Raw genomic sequence first — 18,858 nt, 5'->3', positions numbered from 1 at the left:
CCGGCTTGCTTTTCCGGAACGGAAGCGCTTCACTCGATGCATTGAGTGAAGCGCTTCCCTACGGCTCGGAGGTCGAGATGCTGGTCGACTGTCATCAGCACCTGTGGCCCCCGCGGCTGGTGGAGGCGCTGCGGCGGCGCAGCTCGTTCCCGTACCTGCGAGGGTGGACCTTGCATCTGGCCGGCGAGCCGCCCTATGAGGTCGATCCCGCCGCGCACGACGTCGACCGGCGGCGGCGGGACGAGCTCGACGAGGTCGTGGTGTCGCTGTCGAGCCCGCTCGGCATCGAGCACCTGCCCGGCGACGAGGGCGCCGAGCTGATCGACATCTGGCACGAGAGCGCGCTCGAGCTGGGCGACCCGTTCCGGGTGTGGGCGGCGGCATCGGTCACCGAGCCCGACGTCGACGCGCTCACGAAGACGCTCAGCGAGGATCGCATCGCCGGTCTCCAGCTGCCCGCGACCGCGCTGACCTGCCCCGTGGACATCGAGCGCAGCGGGCCGGTGCTGGCCGCGGCCGAGGCGGCGGGCAAGCCGGTCCTGATCCATCCCGGCCCGGCGCCGGCGTGCGACCCCGGCCTGCCCGGGTGGTGGCCGGCCCTCGTGCCGTACGTGTCGCAGCTGCACCAGTCCTGGCTGGCCTGGCACATCGCGGGCCGCCGGCAACACCCCAGGCTGCGCATCGCCTTCGTGGCCCTCGCCGGGCTGGCTCCCCTGCACCACGAGCGGCTCACCGCGCGCGGCGGCGCCCTCGGCCCCCTCGACCCGTACGTCTACTACGAGACCTCGTCCTACGGCCCGCGCGCGGTCGACGCCCTCGTCCGCGTCGTCGGCGTGGACCCGATCGTGCACGGCTCGGACAAGCCCTACGCGTCGCGTCTGGAGTGCGACTTCGGCGCCGCGTTCACACATGCCGTCTTCACCGCCAACCCCCGCCATTTGCTGTACGGAGACCCGAGATGAACGACACCGTGGCGGTCACCGACCCCGCGTCCCTGCCCGCCCTCCCCGGTCGCGTCCTGTCGCCCCAGGAGCTGCACGCGTGGGTCGCCGAGCTCGCCCAGCGCCCCGAGGTGTGGGAGTCGCTGGTGCGGCACGACACCGGCAAGCGGCACTACGCGTCGCTCTATCGCGACGGCGACATCGACGTCTGGGTGCTGTGCTGGAACGTCGAGGACGACACCGGCTGGCACGACCACGACGTGTCGAGCGGTGCCGTGGCGGTGACCCGGGGCGCCGTGACCGAGGCCACGCCGCGGATGGGGAGCGAGGCGGTGTCCCGTACGGTGGGGGCGGGCCGGGTCTTCGCCTTCGGACCCGAGCACATTCACCGCATGGGTGGCGCGGTCGACGGGTCGGTGTCGATCCACGCCTATTCGCCGCCGCTCTGGCGCATGGGGCAGTATTCCATCAGCGCGGGCGGGGTGCTGCGCCGCAAGTCGGTCAGCTACGCCGACGAGCTGCGGCCGCTGACCGACGCCTGATGTTCACCTGAGGCTTCCTCCAAGATCATCAAGGGCCCGCAGACTCCGTCCGTGGTATCGCTCATCCTCCGCGCGCTGGTGGCCACGGCCCTGGTCACCGGCGCCGCGGTCCTTCCGGCCGGGCCCGCCGCGGCCCACCCCTTCGGCGACCCGCAGACCGTCGCCGTCACGTTCGACCAGCAGCGCCCCGAGATCGTCCACGTGCGGTGGCGCGTCGGCGGGCCCGACGACCTGACCGCCCTCGGCGTGTCGCTCGGCCTGCTCCCGGCGCACCGCCTGCACGCCGACGGCACCGTCGACCACGTCTACACGGACCCCGGCGTCGTGGGTGGTTCCGCCACGTTCTCCGGCTATCTGCTCGAGCGCATCACGGTGACTGACGGGGTACGCCCGTGCACCGGCGTGGTCGAGCCGGTGCTCGCCCTGGCCCTCAAGGGAGCCACCGCCGACTTCACGTGCCCCGGCCCGGTCACCGCGGCCGGGGTCGGGGTCCGGATGCTCACCGACCTCAACCCGGCCTACCGCACCCTGGCGACGGGCCCGGACGGCCAACGCGCCGTGTACGACGGCCGCACCGAGACCCACACCTGGACAGCGACCGCCACGCCGGCCGGCCCGGGCCTCGCCCGCAGCGCCTTTCTCCAGCTGGCCGCGGTGGCCGGCGTCCTCCTTCTCACGATCGCCGGTGCCGTCCTCGTGGCGCGCCGGCTGCGCAGGCAGCGAGTAGCAGCATGATGGACTTCGTCACTTCCGCCTCGGACCGCATGCAGGACCTGGTCCACACCCCGGGCGTCACCCCGCTCGCCTTCCTCCTCGCCTTCGTCGCGGGCGCCGGTCACGCCCTGGCCCCCGGGCACGGCAAGACGCTGGCGGCGGCCTACCTCGCCGGCTCGAAGGGCCGCGTCCGCGACGCCGCGTGGCTCGGCGGGTCGGTCGCCGTCATGCACACGGTGTCGGTGCTGGTGATCGGGGTGGCGTGGACGTTCCTGTCGCTGTCCGACCACATCGGCCTCGAGGCACTGACCACGTGGCTGCAGATCGCCGCCGGGCTGCTCGTGCTGGGCACCGGCATCTGGATGCTCCGCCGCCACCTGTTTTCCTCGCACGGCAGCCATTCCCACTCGCACGGCTCTCATGGCGGCCACTCGCACGACCACTCTCATGACGGCGGCCATGGGCATGAACCATCGAAGCGCCCCGGGCTGCTGCTGCTCGGCATCTCCGGCGGCCTCACCCCGTCCCCGGCGGCCTTCCTCGTGCTGGCCACCGGCCTCTTCCTGGGCCGCGGCGCCTTCGCCCTCCTCCTGGTCCTGACCTTCGGCCTCGGCATGGCCGTCGTCCTCTTCACCGTCGGCGTGCTCGCGGTCGCCGGCAGCACCCTGGTCACCCGCAGCGCCCGTTCCCTCGGCGCCCTCCACCTGGCCGGCCGCATCACCCCCGTCCTCGCCGCCACCGGCGTCACCCTCCTCGGCGCCGGCCTCGTCACCGTCGCCGCGGCCAACCTCACCGGCGTCGCCTGAGTACGCGCCCACCCGCAAGCCCGCGCCGGTGCCCGATGCGAAATGATGGTCAACTATGTCGGCGGCAGCGGATCGGAGCAGGGTCGTCGTCGCGGGGCTCGGTGACACCGGGCTGATCGCCGCGATCGCGCTGGCCCGGCAGCATCGCCACCTCGACCTGGTCGGCATCTCCACCACGCCGTCCTGGCTCAGCGGCCGCGACGCCGGCCTGCGGCTGGCCCGTCCCGAGCGATGGGCGGCGGCCGGGTCGATCGCGATCGTGGGCGGCGGTCCGCGGCGACGGGCCTGGCCCCCTCCGCCGGACCCGTACGCTTCACCACCGGTCAGCCCCCGGCGGAGGCCGCGCTCGTGCTGTGGGCGACCGGCCGGACCAGTCCCAACACGGAGTGGCTGCCCTCCGCTCTGCTCGACGCCGACGGCTTCGTCCCGGTCGGGGCCGACCTGAGCGTGCCGGGTCACCCCGGACTCTGGGCCGTCGGTGACGTGGCCGCCAGCGACCCCCTGCGCGCCACCGCCCGCAACTTCGGCGCTCAGCTGGCCGCCCGCAACATCGTGGCGTCGCTGCGCGGCCGGAGCACCCGCGCCTGGCGCCCGCCGTCGCACGCGCAGGGGACCGTGCTGGGTCCCCTGCGCGACGGCTTGCTCGTGTTTCTCGCGTCCGGCCGCCACTTCCGCTACTCCCTGCGGGTCTACGACGCCGTCGAACGCCACTTCGTCAGCCGTCTCTACTACCACGGCATCCGGGCGAAGTAGCGTCTGGACGGTCCGCTGGTCCTCTCTTACGCGGTGCGGGCGGGAACGGGGCCGGGGAGGGCCGGCTCGGGGGCGCGGCGGTGACGGAGATTGGTGAGGACGGCCCGGGCGGCCTGGAGGCGGAAGAAGGCGGTGGCCGGCTCGGTCAGGTCGGGGTGCCCGCAGAGGTACTCGGACAGGCACGACGCCTGGAGCGCGGCCGAGCTCATGCCTTGGCCGTGCCAGCAACACCGTCCTCCGGTTGTCCTCGACGGCGTTGAGCGCGCCGATGTGCTGCCGGGGGTAGGTGGGGGAGCAGCGGGAGATGGCGGCGGTGAGCGCCGGGTGGGGGTCACTGCGCCCGTGGTGGCCGTGACGTCGGGCAGGGCGAGGGCGCGGCGGCGCAGGTGGGCCTCGAGGAAGGGCCGGGTCGCGTTGAGCAGGATCGCGCTGGGCGTGGTGACGGCGCGTTCCTCGTCGACCCAGGCCTCGATCCCGGCGGGCATCGACAGGGTGGCGCCCGCGGCGAGGGCCTCGGCGGTGAAGCCCGGGAGCCAGCGCTCGATCTGGGCCCGGCCGCCGGGCAGCAGGGCGTGGACCTGGTGGCGCTGCGGCACCATTCGACTGCGCCCACGCTGACTCCTAGGTGGCCGCCGAACCGCCAAAGGTTGCCCGGAGCCCCGATTTAAGCCAAGTTTTAGGCTATTTTGCCTGGTCGCGAGGGGTGTGGTTACAGTCGCCGGGCCCTGCCCCCCTCTTCTCGACGGAGTTCGCTCGATGCGCCGTAAGAAGCTCAAACTCCTCGTGGCCGGCGCGGTTGCCGCCGCGGCCTCGGCGGTGGCGCTGATCGCGCTGCCGGCGTCCGCGGAGACCGCCGCCTTCACCGTCACCAACGCGTGGAACACCGGCTACCAGGCCAGTGTGGTCGTCAAGAACGACACCTCGAAGACCCTGTCCACGTGGCGCGTGGAGCTCGCCTTCCCGGCCGGGACGACCGTCGTCAACGCGTGGAACACCACGCAGGCGGTGTCCGGCGGCACGTACACGTTCACGCCCGCCGGGTGGAACGCGTCGATCGGCGCCGGCGCGTCGGCCGAGTTCGGCATGGTCGTCAACGGGACCGGCCGTCCCACGTCCTGCAAGGTGAACGGCGCGGACTGCGGCGTCGTGAACACGCCGGCGACGACGACCCCGGCGGCCACGGCCCCGGCGGCCACGAAGCCGGTCACGACGCCGGCGACGACGAAGCCGACCACCGCTCCCACGACGGTGCCGGCCACGACCAAGCCCACGACGGCCGCGCCGACGCCGTCGAAGACCGCCGCCACCGGCACCCCGGTCGGCATCAACGGGCAGCTGAGCGTCTGCGGCGTCAACCTGTGCAACCAGTACGGCCAGGCGATCCAGCTGCGCGGCATGAGCTCGCACGGCCTGCAGTGGTTCCCGAACTGCTACACCGCGTCGGCGCTCGGCACGCTCGCCACGGACTGGAAGGCCGACCTGTTCCGCATCGCCATGTACGTGCAGGAGGGCGGCTACGAGACCAACCCCGCCGGCTTCACCAGCCAGGTCAACACGCTGGTCGACCAGGCCGAGGCCCGCGGCATGTACGCGCTGGTCGACTTCCACACGCTCAACCCCGGCGACCCGAACTACAACCTCGAGCGGGCCAAGACCTTCTTCGCGGCGGTGAGCGCCCGCAACGCGGCCAAGAAGAACGTCATCTACGAGATCGCCAACGAGCCCAACGGCGTCAGCTGGACCGGCATCAAGAGCTACGCCGAGCAGGTCATCCCGGTCATCCGGGCCAACGACCCGGACGCCGTGGTCATCGTCGGCACCCGGGGCTGGTCCTCGCTGGGTGTCTCCGACGGTTCGTCCTCCAGTGAGATCATCGCCAACCCGGTCAAGGCGACGAACATCATGTACGCCTTCCACTTCTACGCCGCGTCGCACAAGGACAACTACCGCGCCGAGGTGCAGTCCGCCGCGCAGAAGCTGCCGCTCTTCGTGACCGAGTTCGGCACGGGCAGCGCGGACGGCAACGGTTCCGTGGACACCGCCAGCACCACCACCTGGCTCGACCTGCTCGACAAGCTGAAGATCAGCTACGCGAACTGGTCGTGGGCCGACAAGGCGGAGGCCACCGCGGCGCTGCAGTCCGGCGCCTGCTCCAGCGGGGCGTTCGGCAACCTGTCCGACTCGGGCAAGCTGCTGAAGAGCCGCATCAGTACGGCGGACAACTTCCCGACCAGCTGAATTGTTGATGGCCGGGGCCTTATGACGTGGCTGATATGGCCACGCCGGGCCCCGGCCGCCTTTATGCTCACCGGCATCTATACCCGCTGGTGAACGGAGCTGCGATGTCCCGGCGCCTCTGGCTCGTCCCCTTGACCGCCGTCCTGGCACTCCTCGGCCTGACCGTCACACGGCCCTCGGACGCGGCCGCCACGCTGACCGTGGCCCAGGCCATCAGCAGCCAAACCGGCGCCGTGGGCACGGTCACCGGCTACGTCGTCGGCGAGCCCACCGCCACGAGCACCGTCCGGACGAGCAACTTCACCGGCGACACCGCCATCGCAATCGCCGACAGCGCGAGCACGACGGCCACCGGCTCGATGCTCTACATCCAGGTGACCAGCGCCTATCGGTCGTCCTTCGGGCTGCTGAGCAACCCCGGGCTGATGGCCGGCCGGATCACCGTCACGGGCACCCTCACCGCGTACTTCTCGCATGCGGGCCTGAAATCCCCGACGGCCATGACCGCGGGTGGCGGCAGCACCACGCCGACCACGCCGCCGCCGACCGGGGGCACCGACGCCTATTACGCGGCGGCGAGCGGCAAGTCGGGGGCGGCGCTGAAGACCGCGCTGCACACGATCATCAGCTCGGGCGTGACCACCCTGTCGTACGACGCGGTGTGGAACGCCCTGAAGGTCACCGATCAGGACCCGAACAACTCGTCCAACGTGATCCTGCTCTACTCCGGACTGAGCCGCTCGAAGTCGCTCAACGGCGGCGACAGCGGCGACTGGAACCGCGAGCACGTCTGGGCGAAGTCCCACGGCGATTTCGGTACGGCCAACGGGCCCGGCACCGACCTGCACCACCTGCGCCCCGAGGACGTCACCGTCAACGCGCTGCGCGACAACAAGGACTTCGACACCGGGGGTACGGCCGTCAGCGGCGCCACCGGCAACTACACCGACTCGGACTCGTGGGAACCCCGCAACGCCGTCAAGGGCGACGTCGCGCGCATGATCTTCTACATGGCCGTCCGTTACCAGGGCGACGACGCGTGGCCCGACCTCGAGGTCAACGACTCCGTGAGCAACGGCACGTCGCCCCGCCTCGGCCGCCTCTCCAAGCTGCTCGCCTGGAACACCCAGGACCCGCCGGACGCCTTCGAGCGCAACCGCAACCAGGTGATCTACGCCTCGTACCAGCACAACCGCAACCCGTTCATCGACCACCCGGAATGGGTCGCCTCGATCTTCGGCTGACCACCGGACCCGCGGCGGGCCGGGGTGTCTCGCACCCCCGGCCCGTTGCGCCTGCCCGGCCCCGGCTGCCTTTGCCGGAACGGCTCCGCCGAACGGCGTCTCCCTTCCGCTCCGGGGACAGGGTGAAGTGGAGGGGTGCTGGAGGGTCTGCGCGCGACCGCGGTGGCCCGGGCTGCCGTCCGCGCCTTCGAGCAGGGGGAGCTGCGCCGGGCGGCCGACCGGCTGCGCAAGGCCGAGCAGCTGTTCGCCGCCGCCCCCGACTCGGCCGGCCGGCGCGGCGATCTGGGTCGCGTGCAGCATCTCTTCGGGCTGATCCACCTGGAGGAGGGCGACTTCGACAGCGCCCTCGACGCCTTCGCGCGGGCCGAGGAGCTGCTCGGCCACGACGCCCGCAACAGCGTCGAGTACGGGCGGGCGATGCTGGACACGGCGGTGGCGCTCAGCCGGCTCGGGCTCGGGGACGGCGCGGTCGCGTACCTGGATCGGGCGGAGCAGTCGCTCGGTGACCGGCCGGAGTGGCGTGAGCGGATCAGCGACCTGCGCCGCGCGGCCCAGCCGGCCCGCAGGCCCGTGGTGGCGTCCGCCGCGGGGGGCCCGGCGCCCGACGGCTTCTCCCGGGTCCGGCGGGCGGCGGAACATTTCGCGACCCGCGACGTGGCGAAGTTCGTGGCCGCGCTCGGCATGCTCGGCGACCCGAGGCGGCGCGGCGAACGGTTCCCGCAGTGGTGCGACGACGCCTCCGCGCGGGCGGTCGCCGCCGCGGCGAGCACCCGCGATCCGGGACTGTGCGCCGACGCGTACCTGCACCGCGCCGGATATCTGCTCGGGTCCGGAGACCTGGCCGGGGCCCGGGACCACGCTTTGCGCGCGGTGGCGTGGGGCGACGAGCACGCCGTGCGTACGGAATCCTCGCTCGCCCGGCGTCTCACGGCCGCCGGCAGCGAGGCGGCCCGCGAGATCGCGCTCGTCACCGCCTGCCGCCACGGCGACGCCGCCCTGGCCGCCGAACTCATCGAGTGCGCCCGCCTCCAAGCGCTCGGCACCACCGTGCGCACGGTCACCGTGGACGGCGTCTCCCGGCTCGGCCCGCTGCGCCCCGCGGCCGGCGCGCCGCTCGAGCTGCGCGAGCTGATCGACCGTACGGGTGGGCCGGGCGCCTGGTGGTGGGGCGCGTGGGCGTTCAACGAACGGATCTACTGGAGCGTGCTGGCCGACGGGGTCGCCGACTGCGGCCTGCTGGAGGCGGGCGACGACACCGACCTCGGGCGGTTGCTGCAGGAGCTTCTGGAGACGGCTTCCTGTCGTACGGAGGAAGCGGTGTCCGCCGAGCTCGGCCGGCTGCTCGTCCCGCCGGTGCTGCTCCGGGCCCTCCGCCGTCGCGGCCGGCGCACGGATCCGCTGTCGCTGGTGCTGAGCGGCACGCTCTTCGCCGCCCTGCCGGTCGCGTCGCTCGGGGCGGAACCGGTGTCCCCGGACCGCTTCCCGGCCCGCCTGATCGAGTCCGCCGTGCTGCGCCTGGGCCCGCCCGCCGTGCTGGCCGAGCACGTGGCGAGGCACCCGACCTTCCCCGCCCCCGACCTGCCGGTGAGCCTCGCCTGCGTGGACCCGACCGGCGACCTGCCCCACGCCCGCCAGGCCCCGCCCGAGACCGCCGCCGTGCTGGGCGGCGCCACCGAACAGTCCTTGCGGGAAGCCCTGGCCCGGCTCGGCCCGTCGCACCCGAGCCTGTTCTCCTTCGCGGGCCACGCCGGCGCCGGCCTCGACGCCGGCCTCCAGCTGCGCAACGGCGAGTTGACGGCGACCCGCCTCTTCACCGACCCGTGCCCCTTCCCGGCGCGCGCCCTCCTGACCGCCTCCACCACCACAGGCGACCCGGGCACCGGCGCGGGCGAATGGTCAGCCCTGGCCGCCGCCGTCCTCTGGTCGGGCGCCCGCCAGGTGATCGCCACCAACTGGCCGATCCCCGACACCCCCTTCGCCGCGTCCTTCGCCGCCACCCTGACCCAAGCCCTCCACCACACCACCGACGCGGCCGCCGCCGTCCGCACGGCCCAGCTCGAAGCCCTCGCCCACTGGCGCGCCGGCGACCCCGAGGCCCACCCCCTGACCTGGTCCGCCTACGCCGCCCACGGCGTCCGCTGGTGACGTGGTCCCGCGCTCGACGGCGCTCGGGCGCGGGCTTGGGGACGGTGCGGTGGATCAGAAGTTGACGGCCTGGGCGGAGCCCCGGATCTGGTGGACCAGGTAGGTCTGGAGGGCGCCGGCCGGGCCGGGCGGGGCCACGAAGGCCTGTGAGCGGTCGACGGTCTCGACGGCGATGGTCTCGAACTCGACGACGTCGCCCATGGCCACGCGGACGCCGGGGATGACCAGCGTCAGGGTCCGCACGAAGGCGTCCACCGCCTGCTCGAGCGTCACGGTCACCAGTTCCTCGCCGCCGGCCAGGGCGACGCGGGTGATGTCCTCGTTCTCGAAGTTCAGGTTGAGCTGGGCGTCCTGGTAGGACAGCAGGGGTACGCCCTTGATGCTGGAGCTCGAGTAGTTGATCTGCATGGGGCCCGCGAAGTCGAAGAGATTCGCGTCGCTCAGCGTTCTCGGCTGTGATGTCATGGAAGCCAGCCTGGTGCCGGGAAAAACATCAAGTCCATCGACTCCACAGCGGACCCCGGGCCCGGATGATCGGTCCCCCTCGGCGGAGCCCAGCGCGACGACCGAGGGTGGGTGTGCACATCATCTTCAACGCCGGCGACGCGGGGGCCGAGCTCGAGCTGGACGCGCGTTTGCGCAGCCGCGACGCCACGCTCGGCGATCTCGTACGGGCCGCGCTCGGCGGGGCGGAGCCGCCCGCGACGGTCGTCGTCGACGGCCGGCCGGTGCCCAGCTCGACGCCGGCCGGGGACGCCGCCTGCACGAGGGTGCGACGGTGGCGCTGTCCGATTCCGGACCAGCGGGCCGAGGCCCGGCTGCGCGGCGCGATGTCCGGCGGCACGCCGGCGCTGACCGGGGAGCGGGGGGCGACGCTCGCGGGCACGACCGACGCCCGCCAGGGGCCTCCTCTTCACCGCCTGGCTGACATCGGCGCTGTGGTTCCTGACGAGCTGAGACGCGCGAGTTCTAGGGTGAGGACATGAAGATTCTGTCCATCCAGTCGGCGGTGGCCCACGGCCATGTCGGCAACTCCGCGGCCGTCTTCCCGCTGCAGCGCATCGGCGTCGAGGTCGTCCCGGTCTACACGGTCAACTTCTCCAACCACACGGGGTACGGGGCCTGGCGCGGCCCGCTCATCCCACCGGCGGACGTGGCCGAGGTGCTGCTCGGCGTGGAGGAGCGCGGCGTGTTCCCGCAGGTCGACGCCGTGCTGTCCGGCTACCAGGGCGGGGTGGGCATCGGCGACGTCATCGTCGACGCGGTGCGCCGGGTGAAGGCCGCGAACCCGGCGGCGGTCTACGCGTGCGACCCGGTCATGGGCAACGCCAAGTCCGGCTGCTTCGTGGCGCCGGAGATCCCCGAGCTGCTGCGCGACCGGGTCGTGCCGGTCGCCGACATCATCACGCCGAACCAGTTCGAGCTGGGCTTCCTGACCGGCACCGAGCCGGCGAGCATCGAGTCGACGCTGGCCTCGGCCGACCTCGCCCGGGCCATGGGCCCCTCGACCGTCCTGGTCACCAGCGTCGAACGCCCCGACCGCGAGCAGGGCACGATCGAGATGCTGGTCGTCGACGACGCCGGCGCCTGGCTCGTGAACACCCCACACCTGCCGTTCAAGGCGAACGGCTCCGGCGACGTCACGGCCGCCCTGTTCACCGCCCACTACGTGGCGACCCGCGACGCGTCGGTGGCCCTGGAGCGCACCGCCTCCAGCGTCTTCGACCTGATCGAGACCACGTACAAGTCCGGCGAGCGCGAGCTGCAGCTCATCGAGGCCCAGGAGTTCTATGCCACGCCGCGCCTGCAGTTCAAGGCCGAGCAGGTGCGCTGACGCCCGGGGGGAGCGCCCGGCCGGCGCTTCCCCCGCCGATCGACGAGTGACGTCCGCCTCATTGCCGTTTGACGTTTTTCCCGAGGGGCACAGAACAACCACCCCCGAAGGTTTGGAAGGACGTCGCGGTGGAAATCGATCTTCTCCTGGCCGGTGTCGAGCAGCGGGCCCGGCTCCACGGCCGCCGCGAGAGCCTCCGCGTGGTCAGCGGGGTGACCGGCGCCCTCGCCGACGTCCTCCCGCTGCGCGCGTCCGAGCTGCTGGCCCCGCACCTGCCGGCCGAGCTCCGCGTCCGCCTCGACACCCGCGCCCGCACCGAGACCCCGGCCACCTGCCGCGCCTTCCTCGGCCGCGTCGCTTCGATCCTGTACGTCGACCAGCCCACCAACGCCTTCCTCGCCCGCGTGGTCCTGGAGCACCTCAACGCCTCCCTCCGCGTGATCAGCCCCGCCGCGTTCGCCCACCTGGTCGCCCCGGACCTCCGCCCGCTGCTCCTGGCGGGCCGCCCGCCGGTCGCCCGCACGGCCCCGCGCCCGGCCACCCTCACGACCCAGCTCCGCGTCCCCGCGATCATCCCGGCCCAGCGCACCCAGCTCGCCTGACGTCCTCAGGACCGGCCCGGCGCACCCAGCTCGCCTGACGCCCCCAGGACCGGCTCAGCGCATCCAGCGCGCCCGAGTTTCAGGAGACGCCCAGCGCCGCGGCGGTGCGGCCCCAGGCCGGCAACCCTTTCGCCTCCGCCAGGGCCAGGGCGGCAGCCGCCTCGGCCCGGCCCGCGGCGTCGTGTCCGCGAGCGATCAGCAGCTCGGCGAGCGCCGTCCGGGCCGGGATCAGCGGCCAGACCGCCCCGACGCGGGCGGCCTCGGCGATGACCTCGCGCAGGCCCTGCTCGGCGACGTCGGCCGAGCCCTGCAGCCACCGGACCCGGGCGAGGTACAGCCGGGCGTCGGCCATGGCCAGCGGCAGCCGGTACGGGCGGGCGAGAAAGTGCAGCAGCCGCTCCTCCAGCCCGGACAGCCGGCCCGTGACCAGATCCAGGCCGAACGTCGTCAGCTCCACCAGCGGCCGCAGCCGCTCGTAGTCGGCGTCGTCGACCGCGCGGGCACCGGTCGCCAGCAGCGATTCCGCCAGCGACATGTCACCGATGTGCAAGGCGCCCTGGGCCCAGTTGAGGCAGGCGCGGGCGCGTTCGCGGGAGTTGCCGGCCAGTGACGCCACGGCCGCGGTGATCGCCCCGGCCGCCGCCGGGTGTCCACTTTCGAGCAGCAGCGACAGGCGGGCGATCTCGACGGCGAGGACCGCGGACGGTTCACCCGACAGGGCGGCGGCCCCGGCGGCCTCGGTGCAGCGGGCCTGGTGCTCGCTGAGGTGCCGGCCCACCACGGTGTCGGGGGCGGACAGGACGGCGAGGGCCCGGGCGCGCCGGCCGTGGTGGCGCAGGGAGGGCACCGCGCGCTCGATCTCCTCGTAGCCCGCCCGCGCCTCGCCCTGCTGGCGCAGCATCCGGCCCAGGGCCAGCCCGAGCTCGCCCCGGGCGCCCGGGGGCAGCCGGCGGTCGGCGAGCAGGTCGCGCAGGACCGGGATGGCGGAGGCCTGGGCGACGCTCTCGATGGCGGACCGGCCCAGCTTGGCGGCCAGCCGGACGCGGACCGGGCGGGGCAGCCGGGCGTACCCGGTGGTGCCGAGCAGGAAGCGGGCCGCCGAGGCGTCGTCACCCCGCGCCGTCGCCAGATCGGCCGCGGCCTCGGCGTTGCGGACGTGGTCGGCGGGGCTGCCGGCCTCGCGATAGTGGTGGGCCAGCCGGGCGTACGGGCGGGGCTGGTGCTGTTCGAGCAGGTGGGCCGTGCGCAGGTGCAGCAGGCGCCGCGTGACCGGCGGCAACAGCTCGTGCATGACCTGCCGGGCGAGGGTGTGCCGGAACCACAGCTGCCCGTCGCGCTCGTGCAGGAACCCGGTCGCTTCGGCGCGGGCGAGCGCCGCGGCGGCCGTACGCCCGTCGGTGCCGGAAATCGCGGCCAGGGCGCGCGCGTCGGCCCGGCCCAGCACGGCGGCCGCGCCGAGGATCTCGCGCGCCGGCTCGTCGAGGTGGCGCAGGCGCCCGAGCAGCACGTCGCGGAGCAGGGCGGGCACGGCCACGTCGGCCAGCGTGTCGGGATGCTGCCGGATGCGGTCGATGTCGCCGTCGGCCACGAGCGAGCGTACGACCTCCTCGACCAGGAACGGGACGCCGGCGGTCCGCTCGTACAGGTGGGTGATGAACGTGCCGGGCTGCTCGCTCAGGTCGAGCAGCGCGGCCGCCAGCAGCCCCACCTCGGCCCGCGACAGCGGCGGCACCCGCAGCGTGCGCACGGCGGGACCCGGCTGCCACCCGGGCGGCGCCTCGCCCTCGCGCATGGTGATGACCACCCGCACGCCGGGTACGGGCCGAGCACCCAGAAGATCGAGCAGCTCCAGCGTCGCCCGGTCCGCCATCTGCAGATCCTCGACGGCCACCGCCACCGGCGCCAGGGCCGCCAGCAGTGCCGCCGCCGCGCGCAGCAACCGTGTCCGCTCGGCGTCGGGGTCCCCGAGCGGCGCCGGCGCGGGTGGCAACCGGTCGGCGAGCGGCGGCAGCAGCCGCGCCAGCACCCCGGTGACCGGATCCGGACTCCGCAACGGCGGCAACGTCCCGGTGGCGTGCGCGACCCGGATCCCGTCGACCAGCGGCCCGAGCGGTTGCGGCTCCCGCAGATCGTCACAGTGCGCCACGATCACCGGCAGCCCGCTGTCCTGCAGGGACTCCACGACCAGCCGGCTCTTGCCCACGCCCGGCTCCCCGCTGAGCAGCACCACGGGCCCGGCCGTCGCCAGCTCGGCCAGCAACTCCTGCCGCCCGACGAACACCGCGGGCGCCGGCAGCGCGAAGAAAGCGTTCAGCTGAGACAACGGCAATCCTGTCAGGCGCCGGCGGCTACTTCGTCGTTGGTGCGACCGGTGAGGACCGAGCGCGGGTGGTCCTCGGCGTTCCAGCCCGCGACCGCGTGATCGTCACGCTTGTGGAGGAGGAGCCACTCCTCCTTTCCCGCGGGGGACGTGCGCGTGTGGACGAGGACGAAGCGGCCGCGGAGCTTGTCGCCGTCGAGGTCGAAGTGCAGCTCGCCGTCCTCCAGGGCGCCGGAGGCCAGGTGCCACGGGCCGGTGTCCCAGACGATGACGTCGCCGGCGCCGTACCGGCCCGCGGGCAGGACGCCTTCGAAGCTGCCGTAGCTGAGTTCGTGGTCGTCGACTCGGTAGGCGGCCCGGCGCACGCCCGGGTCGAGGGTCGGGCCCTTGGGGACGGCCCAGCTGACGAGGACGCCGCCCAGCTCCAGCCGGAAGTCGTAGTGCAGCCGGCGGGCGCGGTGGCGCTGGACGACGAAGATCATGTCGAGCCGCGGACGACGAGCGTGGTCGGGAGCGTGGTCGGCGCCGGGGGAGTGGCCGCGCCGTGGAGCATCGTCATGACGGCCTCGGCGGCGGCCGTACCGAAGCCGGTCTTGTCCTGGGTGACGGTGGTGAGACCGGGCGGGATCAGGGCCGCGACCTCGATGTCGTCAAAGCCGACCACGGCGATGTCGGCCGGGATGCGCAGCCCGGCCTCGTGGATCGCCTTCATGGCGCCGACCGCCATCTCGTCGCCGGCGGCGAACACGGCGGTGGGCCGGGGGTCGCGCGCGAGCAGGCGTTGCATGGCGGCGTAGCCGCTGTCGAGATAGAAGTCGCCCGCCACCACGTCGTCGTCGGCGAGAGGCAGGCCCGCCTCGGTGAGCGCGTCGCGGAAGCCGGCCAGGCGTTCCGCGGCGGGCAGGGTCGGGGGCGGGCCGGTGATGGTGGCGAGATGCCGGTGTCCGCGTTCGATCAGGTGGGTGGCGGCGAGGCGGCCGCCACCGGCGTTGTCCGACGTGATGTGGGTGCAGGTCGGCCCGGTGAAGCGCAGGTCGAGGGCGACGCACGGCACGGCGGCGTCGACGAGGGCGAGGACGGCCGGGTCACGGCTGCCGTTGTCGATGATGACCACGCCGTCCACGCTGTGGCGCTGCACCGCGCGGAGGAAGCGCTGCCGGTCGTCGAGGCCGGGCGTCTGGTCGGGGGCGAGCATCAGCAGGTGCAGGCCGTGGGCGCTGAGGGCGCTCTTGAGGGCGACGAGGATGTCCTGGAAGAACGGGTGCCGCCAGCCGGGGCGGCGGTGGTCGGTGTCCCACACGAGCCCGACCATGTGCGACTTCTTCGTCGCGAGGGTGCGGGCCGACTCGTTGGGCAGATAGCCGACCTCGGCGGCGGTGGCGAGGACGAGCTGACGGGTGCGCTGACTGACGACCTCGGGGGCGTTGAAGACCCGGGAGACGGTGGCGACGGAGACGCCGCTCCGGCGGGCGACCTCCCGGATGCTCGACACGCGGGAAGTGTAACCGGTTTCAAAACAGCGTCAATCCTGTGGATCTCGTTACCGGCTTGTTACTTGACGGGACCCCGGGTGATGACGGCACACTCGTCCCCATCAATCTCCCGAACCGGTTAAGCGATCTCCGCGAGCCGGATGTAACCGGTTACATCAACGCGAGAGGACCTTTGGCATGCGCTTCTTCCGTACGGTCGGCGTGCTCGCGGCGGCCACGATGCTGGTCACCGCCTGCGGCTCCGGGGGCGACGGCGAAGGTGGCGGCGGCGACGTCACGCTCGACGTCAACCTGTTCGGCAACTTCGGCTACGAGCAGCTCTACAAGGAGTACGAGGCCGCCCACCCCGGCATCAAGATCCAGGAGCACACGGCCGCCTACAACGACCACCACCGCAACCTCGCCACCCACCTCGCGACCGGCTCGGGCGCCGGCGACATCGAGGGCGTGGACACCGGCTTCATCGCCCAGATGCGCGAGGCCGGCAAGCAGTTCGTGGACCTCGGCACCGAGCGCCAGGCCGAGTACCTGCCCTGGAAGTGGCAGGCCTCGCTGACCAAGGACGGCCAGCAGATCGGGTACGGGACGGACGTCGGCGGCCTCGCCATCTGCTACCGCCGGGACCTTTTCGAAAAGGCCGGCCTCCCGTCCGACCGCGACGCCGTCTCCGCGTCCTGGGCCGCGGGCTGGGAGAAGTACCTCGAGGTCGGCGCGAAGTACACGCAGAAGGCCCCGGCCGGCACCGCGTTCTTCGACGGTGGCGGCGCGCTCTACAACGCCGTCATCGGCCAGGCCGCGGAGGGCTTCTACGCGCCCGACAACACCGTCGTCGTGGGCACCAACCCGGAGGTACGCAAGGCCTGGGACCTGGTCGTGCGGGCGATCCAGGGCAACATGTCGGCCAAGCTCGTCGAGAGCTCGCCGGAGTGGAACAACGGCTTCGCCAAGGGCCAGTTCGCCACCATCGCCTGCCCCGCGTGGATGATGACCAAGATCAAGGACCAGGCCAAGGCCTTCACCGGCAAGTGGGACGTGGCCTCGGTGCCCGGGGGCGGCGGCAACTGGGGCGGCTCGTACCTGACCGTGCCCAAGCAGGGCAAGCACGCCGAGGAGGCCAAGAAGCTCGCGGCCTGGCTGACGGCGCCCGAGCAGCAGGCGCGCAACTTCACCTCGCAGGGTCTCCTGCCCTCGATCCCGGCGCTCTACGACAAGCCCGAGATCGCGAACTACAAGGACCCGTTCTTCAACAACGCCCCGGTCGGCAAGCTGTTCACCACCGCCGCCAAGGAGCTCAAGCCGCAGTACCAGGGCCCGCGTACGGGTGACATCCAGACCACCATCCGCGACGGCCTGATCCGCGTCGAGCAGGGCAAGCAGAACTCCGAGCAGTCCTGGACGCAGACGGTCAGCGACGTCGAGCGTCTCGCCAAGTGAGGGCCGCCCTCAGCCGGCTCGACACCAAGGGGTCGCCGTACCTCTACATCGTGCCGTTCTTCCTGCTCTTCGGGGTGTTCGGGCTGTGGCCGCTGCTCTACACCGGCTACGTCTCGCTGAACGACTGGGACCTGGTCGACGCCGGGGCGCACACCTGGGTGGGGCTGGCGAACTACAGCGAGCTGCTGCACGACTCGTACTTCTGGAACGCGCTCGGCAACACGCTGAGCATCTGGGTGCTGTCCACGGTGCCGCAACTGCTGGCGGCGCTGTGGATCGCGCACCTGCTCAACCATCGGCTCCGGGCGCGTACCAGTCTGCGCATGGGGGTGTTGCTGCCCAACATCACGTCCATCGTGGCCGTGACGATTGTCTTCACCCAGATGTTCGGCCGCGACTTCGGCATGATCAACTGGCTGCTCGGGGTCGTCGGCGTCGGCCCGGTCGACTGGCAGGCGAACACGTGGAGCTCGCACCTCGCGATCTCGCTCATCGTGGCGTGGCGCTGGACCGGCTACAACGCGCTGATCTATCTCGCCTCGATGCAGGCGATCCCGCACGACCTGTACGAGGCCGCCGACCTCGACGGCGCCAACCAGCGGCAGCAGTTCTGGCGCATCACCGTGCCCCAGCTGCGCCCGACCATCATGTTCACCGCGGTGATCTCGACGATCGGCGGCCTGCAGATCATGGCGGAGCCGCTGCTCTTCGCGGGCACCTCCACCCCGACCGGCGGCTCGGACCGGCAGTTCCAGACCGCCGCGCTGTTCATGTACGAGCAGGGTTTCCGCGAGTTCCGGTTCGGCTACGCCTCCGCCATCGCCTGGACGCTCTGCCTGGTCATCGCCATCTTCGCGATCGCCAACTTCCTGCTCACCCGGCGCATCGCGAACGAGGAGTAGCCATGACGCTCATCGCCGAACGGACAAAACCGGCCCCGGTGGTGCCCGCGAAGTCGAGGAAGCGCCGGTCGGGCTATCCGCGCCGGGCCTCGGTCTGGACCTATGCGGCCCTGCTCGCCGTCCTCGCCGGCTCGGTGTTCCCGCTCTACTGGACGCTGGTGGTCGCGTCGCAGACCAGCGACGCCGTCGCCCAGGTGCCCCCGGTGCTCGTGCCGGGGGGCCACCTCTTCGACAACATCGCCCGGGTCTTCGACTCGCCCGACTTCGGGCCGGCCCTGGTCAACTCGTTCATCGTCAGCGGCTCGGTCACCGTCTCCGTGGTGTTCTTCTCGACGCTGGCCGGCTTCGCCTTCGCCAAGCTCCGCTTCCGCGGCCGCAAGGTGCTGCTGGCCCTGGCCATCGCCACGTCGATGGTGCCCCAGCAGCTCGGCATCATCCCGCTCTACCTGCTCATGGCCAAGCTCGGCTGGACCGACCACCTGGCCGCCGTCATCGTCCCGGGGCTGGTCACCGCGTTCGGCGTCTTCTTCATGACGCAGTACCTGGGCCGCGCGGTGCCCGACGAGCTGCTGGAGGCCGGCCGGGTCGACGGCTGCAGCACCTTCGGCCTCTACTGGCACGTCGTGCTGCCGGCCGCGCGCCCGGCGGCGGCGGTGCTCGGCCTGTTCACCTTCATGCAGGCCTGGAACGACTTCTTCTGGCCCCTGGTCGTCCTGCAGGACAACCCGACGGTCCAGGTCGCCCTGTCGTCGCTGGCCAGTGGCTACACCACCGACTACACCCTCACCCTGACGGGAACGCTGCTCGCCACGCTCCCGATCCTGGTGATCTTCATGCTCCTCGGCCGCCAGATCGTCGGCGGCATCATGCAAGGCGCGATCAAAGGTTGA

General features: G+C 72.5%; 19 protein-coding genes. 14 read left to right on the top strand and 5 right to left on the bottom strand.

What is annotated here, in order from left to right; translation table 11 throughout:
* Nucleotides 1-41 precede the first annotated feature (41 nt).
* The 5 genes from RAN62_RS16110 (at nucleotide 42) to RAN62_RS16090 (ending at nucleotide 3,756) form a co-directional block, all read left to right on the top strand.
* Nucleotides 42-962 carry an amidohydrolase family protein gene (locus tag RAN62_RS16110; protein ID WP_305785461.1) on the top strand — a complete coding sequence of 307 codons (921 nt, stop codon included), beginning with the start codon at nucleotides 42-44 and terminating at the stop codon, nucleotides 960-962.
* Nucleotides 959-1,483, top strand: a complete 525-nt coding sequence (locus RAN62_RS16105) for a cysteine dioxygenase (RefSeq protein ID WP_305785460.1) — start codon at nucleotides 959-961, stop codon at nucleotides 1,481-1,483. Before RAN62_RS16110 ends, RAN62_RS16105 begins: the two co-directional genes overlap by 4 nt.
* A gap of 51 nt (nucleotides 1,484-1,534) precedes the next feature.
* Nucleotides 1,535-2,218, top strand: coding sequence for a hypothetical protein (locus tag RAN62_RS16100; RefSeq protein ID WP_305785459.1), 684 nt, complete (start codon nucleotides 1,535-1,537; stop codon nucleotides 2,216-2,218).
* Nucleotides 2,215-3,003 carry a HoxN/HupN/NixA family nickel/cobalt transporter gene (locus RAN62_RS16095; protein WP_305785458.1) on the top strand — a complete coding sequence of 263 codons (789 nt, stop codon included), beginning with the start codon at nucleotides 2,215-2,217 and terminating at the stop codon, nucleotides 3,001-3,003. Before RAN62_RS16100 ends, RAN62_RS16095 begins: the two co-directional genes overlap by 4 nt.
* A 231-nt stretch (nucleotides 3,004-3,234) precedes the next feature.
* Complete coding sequence (locus tag RAN62_RS16090) at nucleotides 3,235-3,756, top strand: NAD(P)/FAD-dependent oxidoreductase (RefSeq protein WP_305785457.1); 522 nt, start codon at nucleotides 3,235-3,237, stop codon at nucleotides 3,754-3,756.
* Nucleotides 3,757-3,782: 26 nt separating this feature from the next.
* Here RAN62_RS16090 and RAN62_RS16085 read toward each other — a convergent pair whose 3' ends face one another.
* Nucleotides 3,783-4,355, bottom strand: coding sequence for a hypothetical protein (locus RAN62_RS16085; protein WP_305785456.1), 573 nt, complete (start codon nucleotides 4,353-4,355; stop codon nucleotides 3,783-3,785).
* 157 nt (nucleotides 4,356-4,512) lie between these two features.
* Here RAN62_RS16085 and RAN62_RS16080 point away from each other — a divergent pair, with 157 nt between their 5' ends.
* From RAN62_RS16080 to RAN62_RS16070, 3 genes are all read left to right on the top strand, one after another.
* A complete protein-coding gene (locus tag RAN62_RS16080; protein WP_305785455.1) occupies nucleotides 4,513-5,994 on the top strand; it encodes a cellulase family glycosylhydrolase in 1,482 nt (493 codons plus the stop codon).
* Between the two features lie 104 nt (nucleotides 5,995-6,098).
* Nucleotides 6,099-7,238, top strand: coding sequence for an endonuclease (locus tag RAN62_RS16075; RefSeq protein ID WP_305785454.1), 1,140 nt, complete (start codon nucleotides 6,099-6,101; stop codon nucleotides 7,236-7,238).
* 135 nt (nucleotides 7,239-7,373) lie between these two features.
* On the top strand, nucleotides 7,374-9,383 hold the full coding sequence (locus RAN62_RS16070) for a CHAT domain-containing protein (RefSeq protein WP_305785453.1): 2,010 nt from the start codon (nucleotides 7,374-7,376) through the stop codon (nucleotides 9,381-9,383).
* A 54-nt stretch (nucleotides 9,384-9,437) separates the two neighbouring features.
* Here the strand turns inward: RAN62_RS16070 and RAN62_RS16065 are convergent, their stop codons facing one another.
* On the bottom strand, nucleotides 9,438-9,848 hold the full coding sequence (locus RAN62_RS16065) for a hypothetical protein (RefSeq protein ID WP_305785452.1): 411 nt from the start codon (nucleotides 9,846-9,848) through the stop codon (nucleotides 9,438-9,440).
* Nucleotides 9,849-9,955: 107 nt separating this feature from the next.
* Between RAN62_RS16065 and RAN62_RS16060 the strand changes: the two genes are divergently transcribed.
* The 3 genes from RAN62_RS16060 (at nucleotide 9,956) to RAN62_RS16050 (ending at nucleotide 11,819) form a co-directional block, all read left to right on the top strand.
* A complete protein-coding gene (locus tag RAN62_RS16060) occupies nucleotides 9,956-10,369 on the top strand; it encodes a hypothetical protein (RefSeq protein ID WP_305785451.1) in 414 nt (137 codons plus the stop codon).
* Nucleotides 10,366-11,217 (top strand): pyridoxal kinase PdxY, encoded by an 852-nt coding sequence (gene pdxY, locus RAN62_RS16055; RefSeq protein ID WP_305785450.1) that lies wholly within the window; start codon nucleotides 10,366-10,368, stop codon nucleotides 11,215-11,217. Before RAN62_RS16060 ends, pdxY begins: the two co-directional genes overlap by 4 nt.
* Before the next feature lie 128 nt (nucleotides 11,218-11,345).
* The gene (locus RAN62_RS16050) at nucleotides 11,346-11,819 is read left to right on the top strand and encodes a DUF2267 domain-containing protein (protein ID WP_305785449.1); all 474 of its coding nucleotides are present in this window, start codon (nucleotides 11,346-11,348) and stop codon (nucleotides 11,817-11,819) included.
* A gap of 79 nt (nucleotides 11,820-11,898) precedes the next feature.
* Here RAN62_RS16050 and RAN62_RS16045 read toward each other — a convergent pair whose 3' ends face one another.
* Genes RAN62_RS16045 through RAN62_RS16035 form a run of 3 tightly spaced genes read right to left on the bottom strand, consistent with a single transcriptional unit; the run spans nucleotide 11,899 to nucleotide 15,631 of the window.
* Nucleotides 11,899-14,142 carry an ATP-binding protein gene (locus RAN62_RS16045; RefSeq protein ID WP_305785448.1) on the bottom strand — a complete coding sequence of 748 codons (2,244 nt, stop codon included), beginning with the start codon at nucleotides 14,140-14,142 and terminating at the stop codon, nucleotides 11,899-11,901.
* Between the two features lie 11 nt (nucleotides 14,143-14,153).
* The gene (locus tag RAN62_RS16040; protein ID WP_305785447.1) at nucleotides 14,154-14,621 is read right to left on the bottom strand and encodes a DNA polymerase ligase N-terminal domain-containing protein; all 468 of its coding nucleotides are present in this window, start codon (nucleotides 14,619-14,621) and stop codon (nucleotides 14,154-14,156) included.
* Nucleotides 14,618-15,631, bottom strand: coding sequence for a LacI family DNA-binding transcriptional regulator (locus tag RAN62_RS16035; RefSeq protein ID WP_305785446.1), 1,014 nt, complete (start codon nucleotides 15,629-15,631; stop codon nucleotides 14,618-14,620). Before RAN62_RS16035 ends, RAN62_RS16040 begins: the two co-directional genes overlap by 4 nt.
* 178 nt (nucleotides 15,632-15,809) lie before the next feature.
* On the opposite strand from RAN62_RS16035, the gene RAN62_RS16030 reads away from it, so the two are divergent.
* The 3 genes from RAN62_RS16030 to RAN62_RS16020 are packed head-to-tail and all read left to right on the top strand — an operon-like array spanning nucleotide 15,810 to nucleotide 18,858.
* On the top strand, nucleotides 15,810-17,066 hold the full coding sequence (locus tag RAN62_RS16030; RefSeq protein ID WP_305785445.1) for an ABC transporter substrate-binding protein: 1,257 nt from the start codon (nucleotides 15,810-15,812) through the stop codon (nucleotides 17,064-17,066).
* Nucleotides 17,063-17,968 carry a carbohydrate ABC transporter permease gene (locus tag RAN62_RS16025; protein WP_305785444.1) on the top strand — a complete coding sequence of 302 codons (906 nt, stop codon included), beginning with the start codon at nucleotides 17,063-17,065 and terminating at the stop codon, nucleotides 17,966-17,968. Before RAN62_RS16030 ends, RAN62_RS16025 begins: the two co-directional genes overlap by 4 nt.
* 2 nt (nucleotides 17,969-17,970) lie before the next feature.
* Nucleotides 17,971-18,858: a carbohydrate ABC transporter permease gene (locus tag RAN62_RS16020; protein ID WP_305785443.1), complete on the top strand. Its 888-nt coding sequence runs from the start codon at nucleotides 17,971-17,973 to the stop codon at nucleotides 18,856-18,858.

The sequence above is a fragment of the Symbioplanes lichenis genome, from assembly GCF_030709675.1.
Classification (GTDB): Bacteria; Actinomycetota; Actinomycetes; order Mycobacteriales; family Micromonosporaceae; genus Actinoplanes; species Actinoplanes lichenis.
Note: the sequence above shows the minus strand (reverse complement) of the source record. Positions and strands in the feature narration are given on the sequence as shown.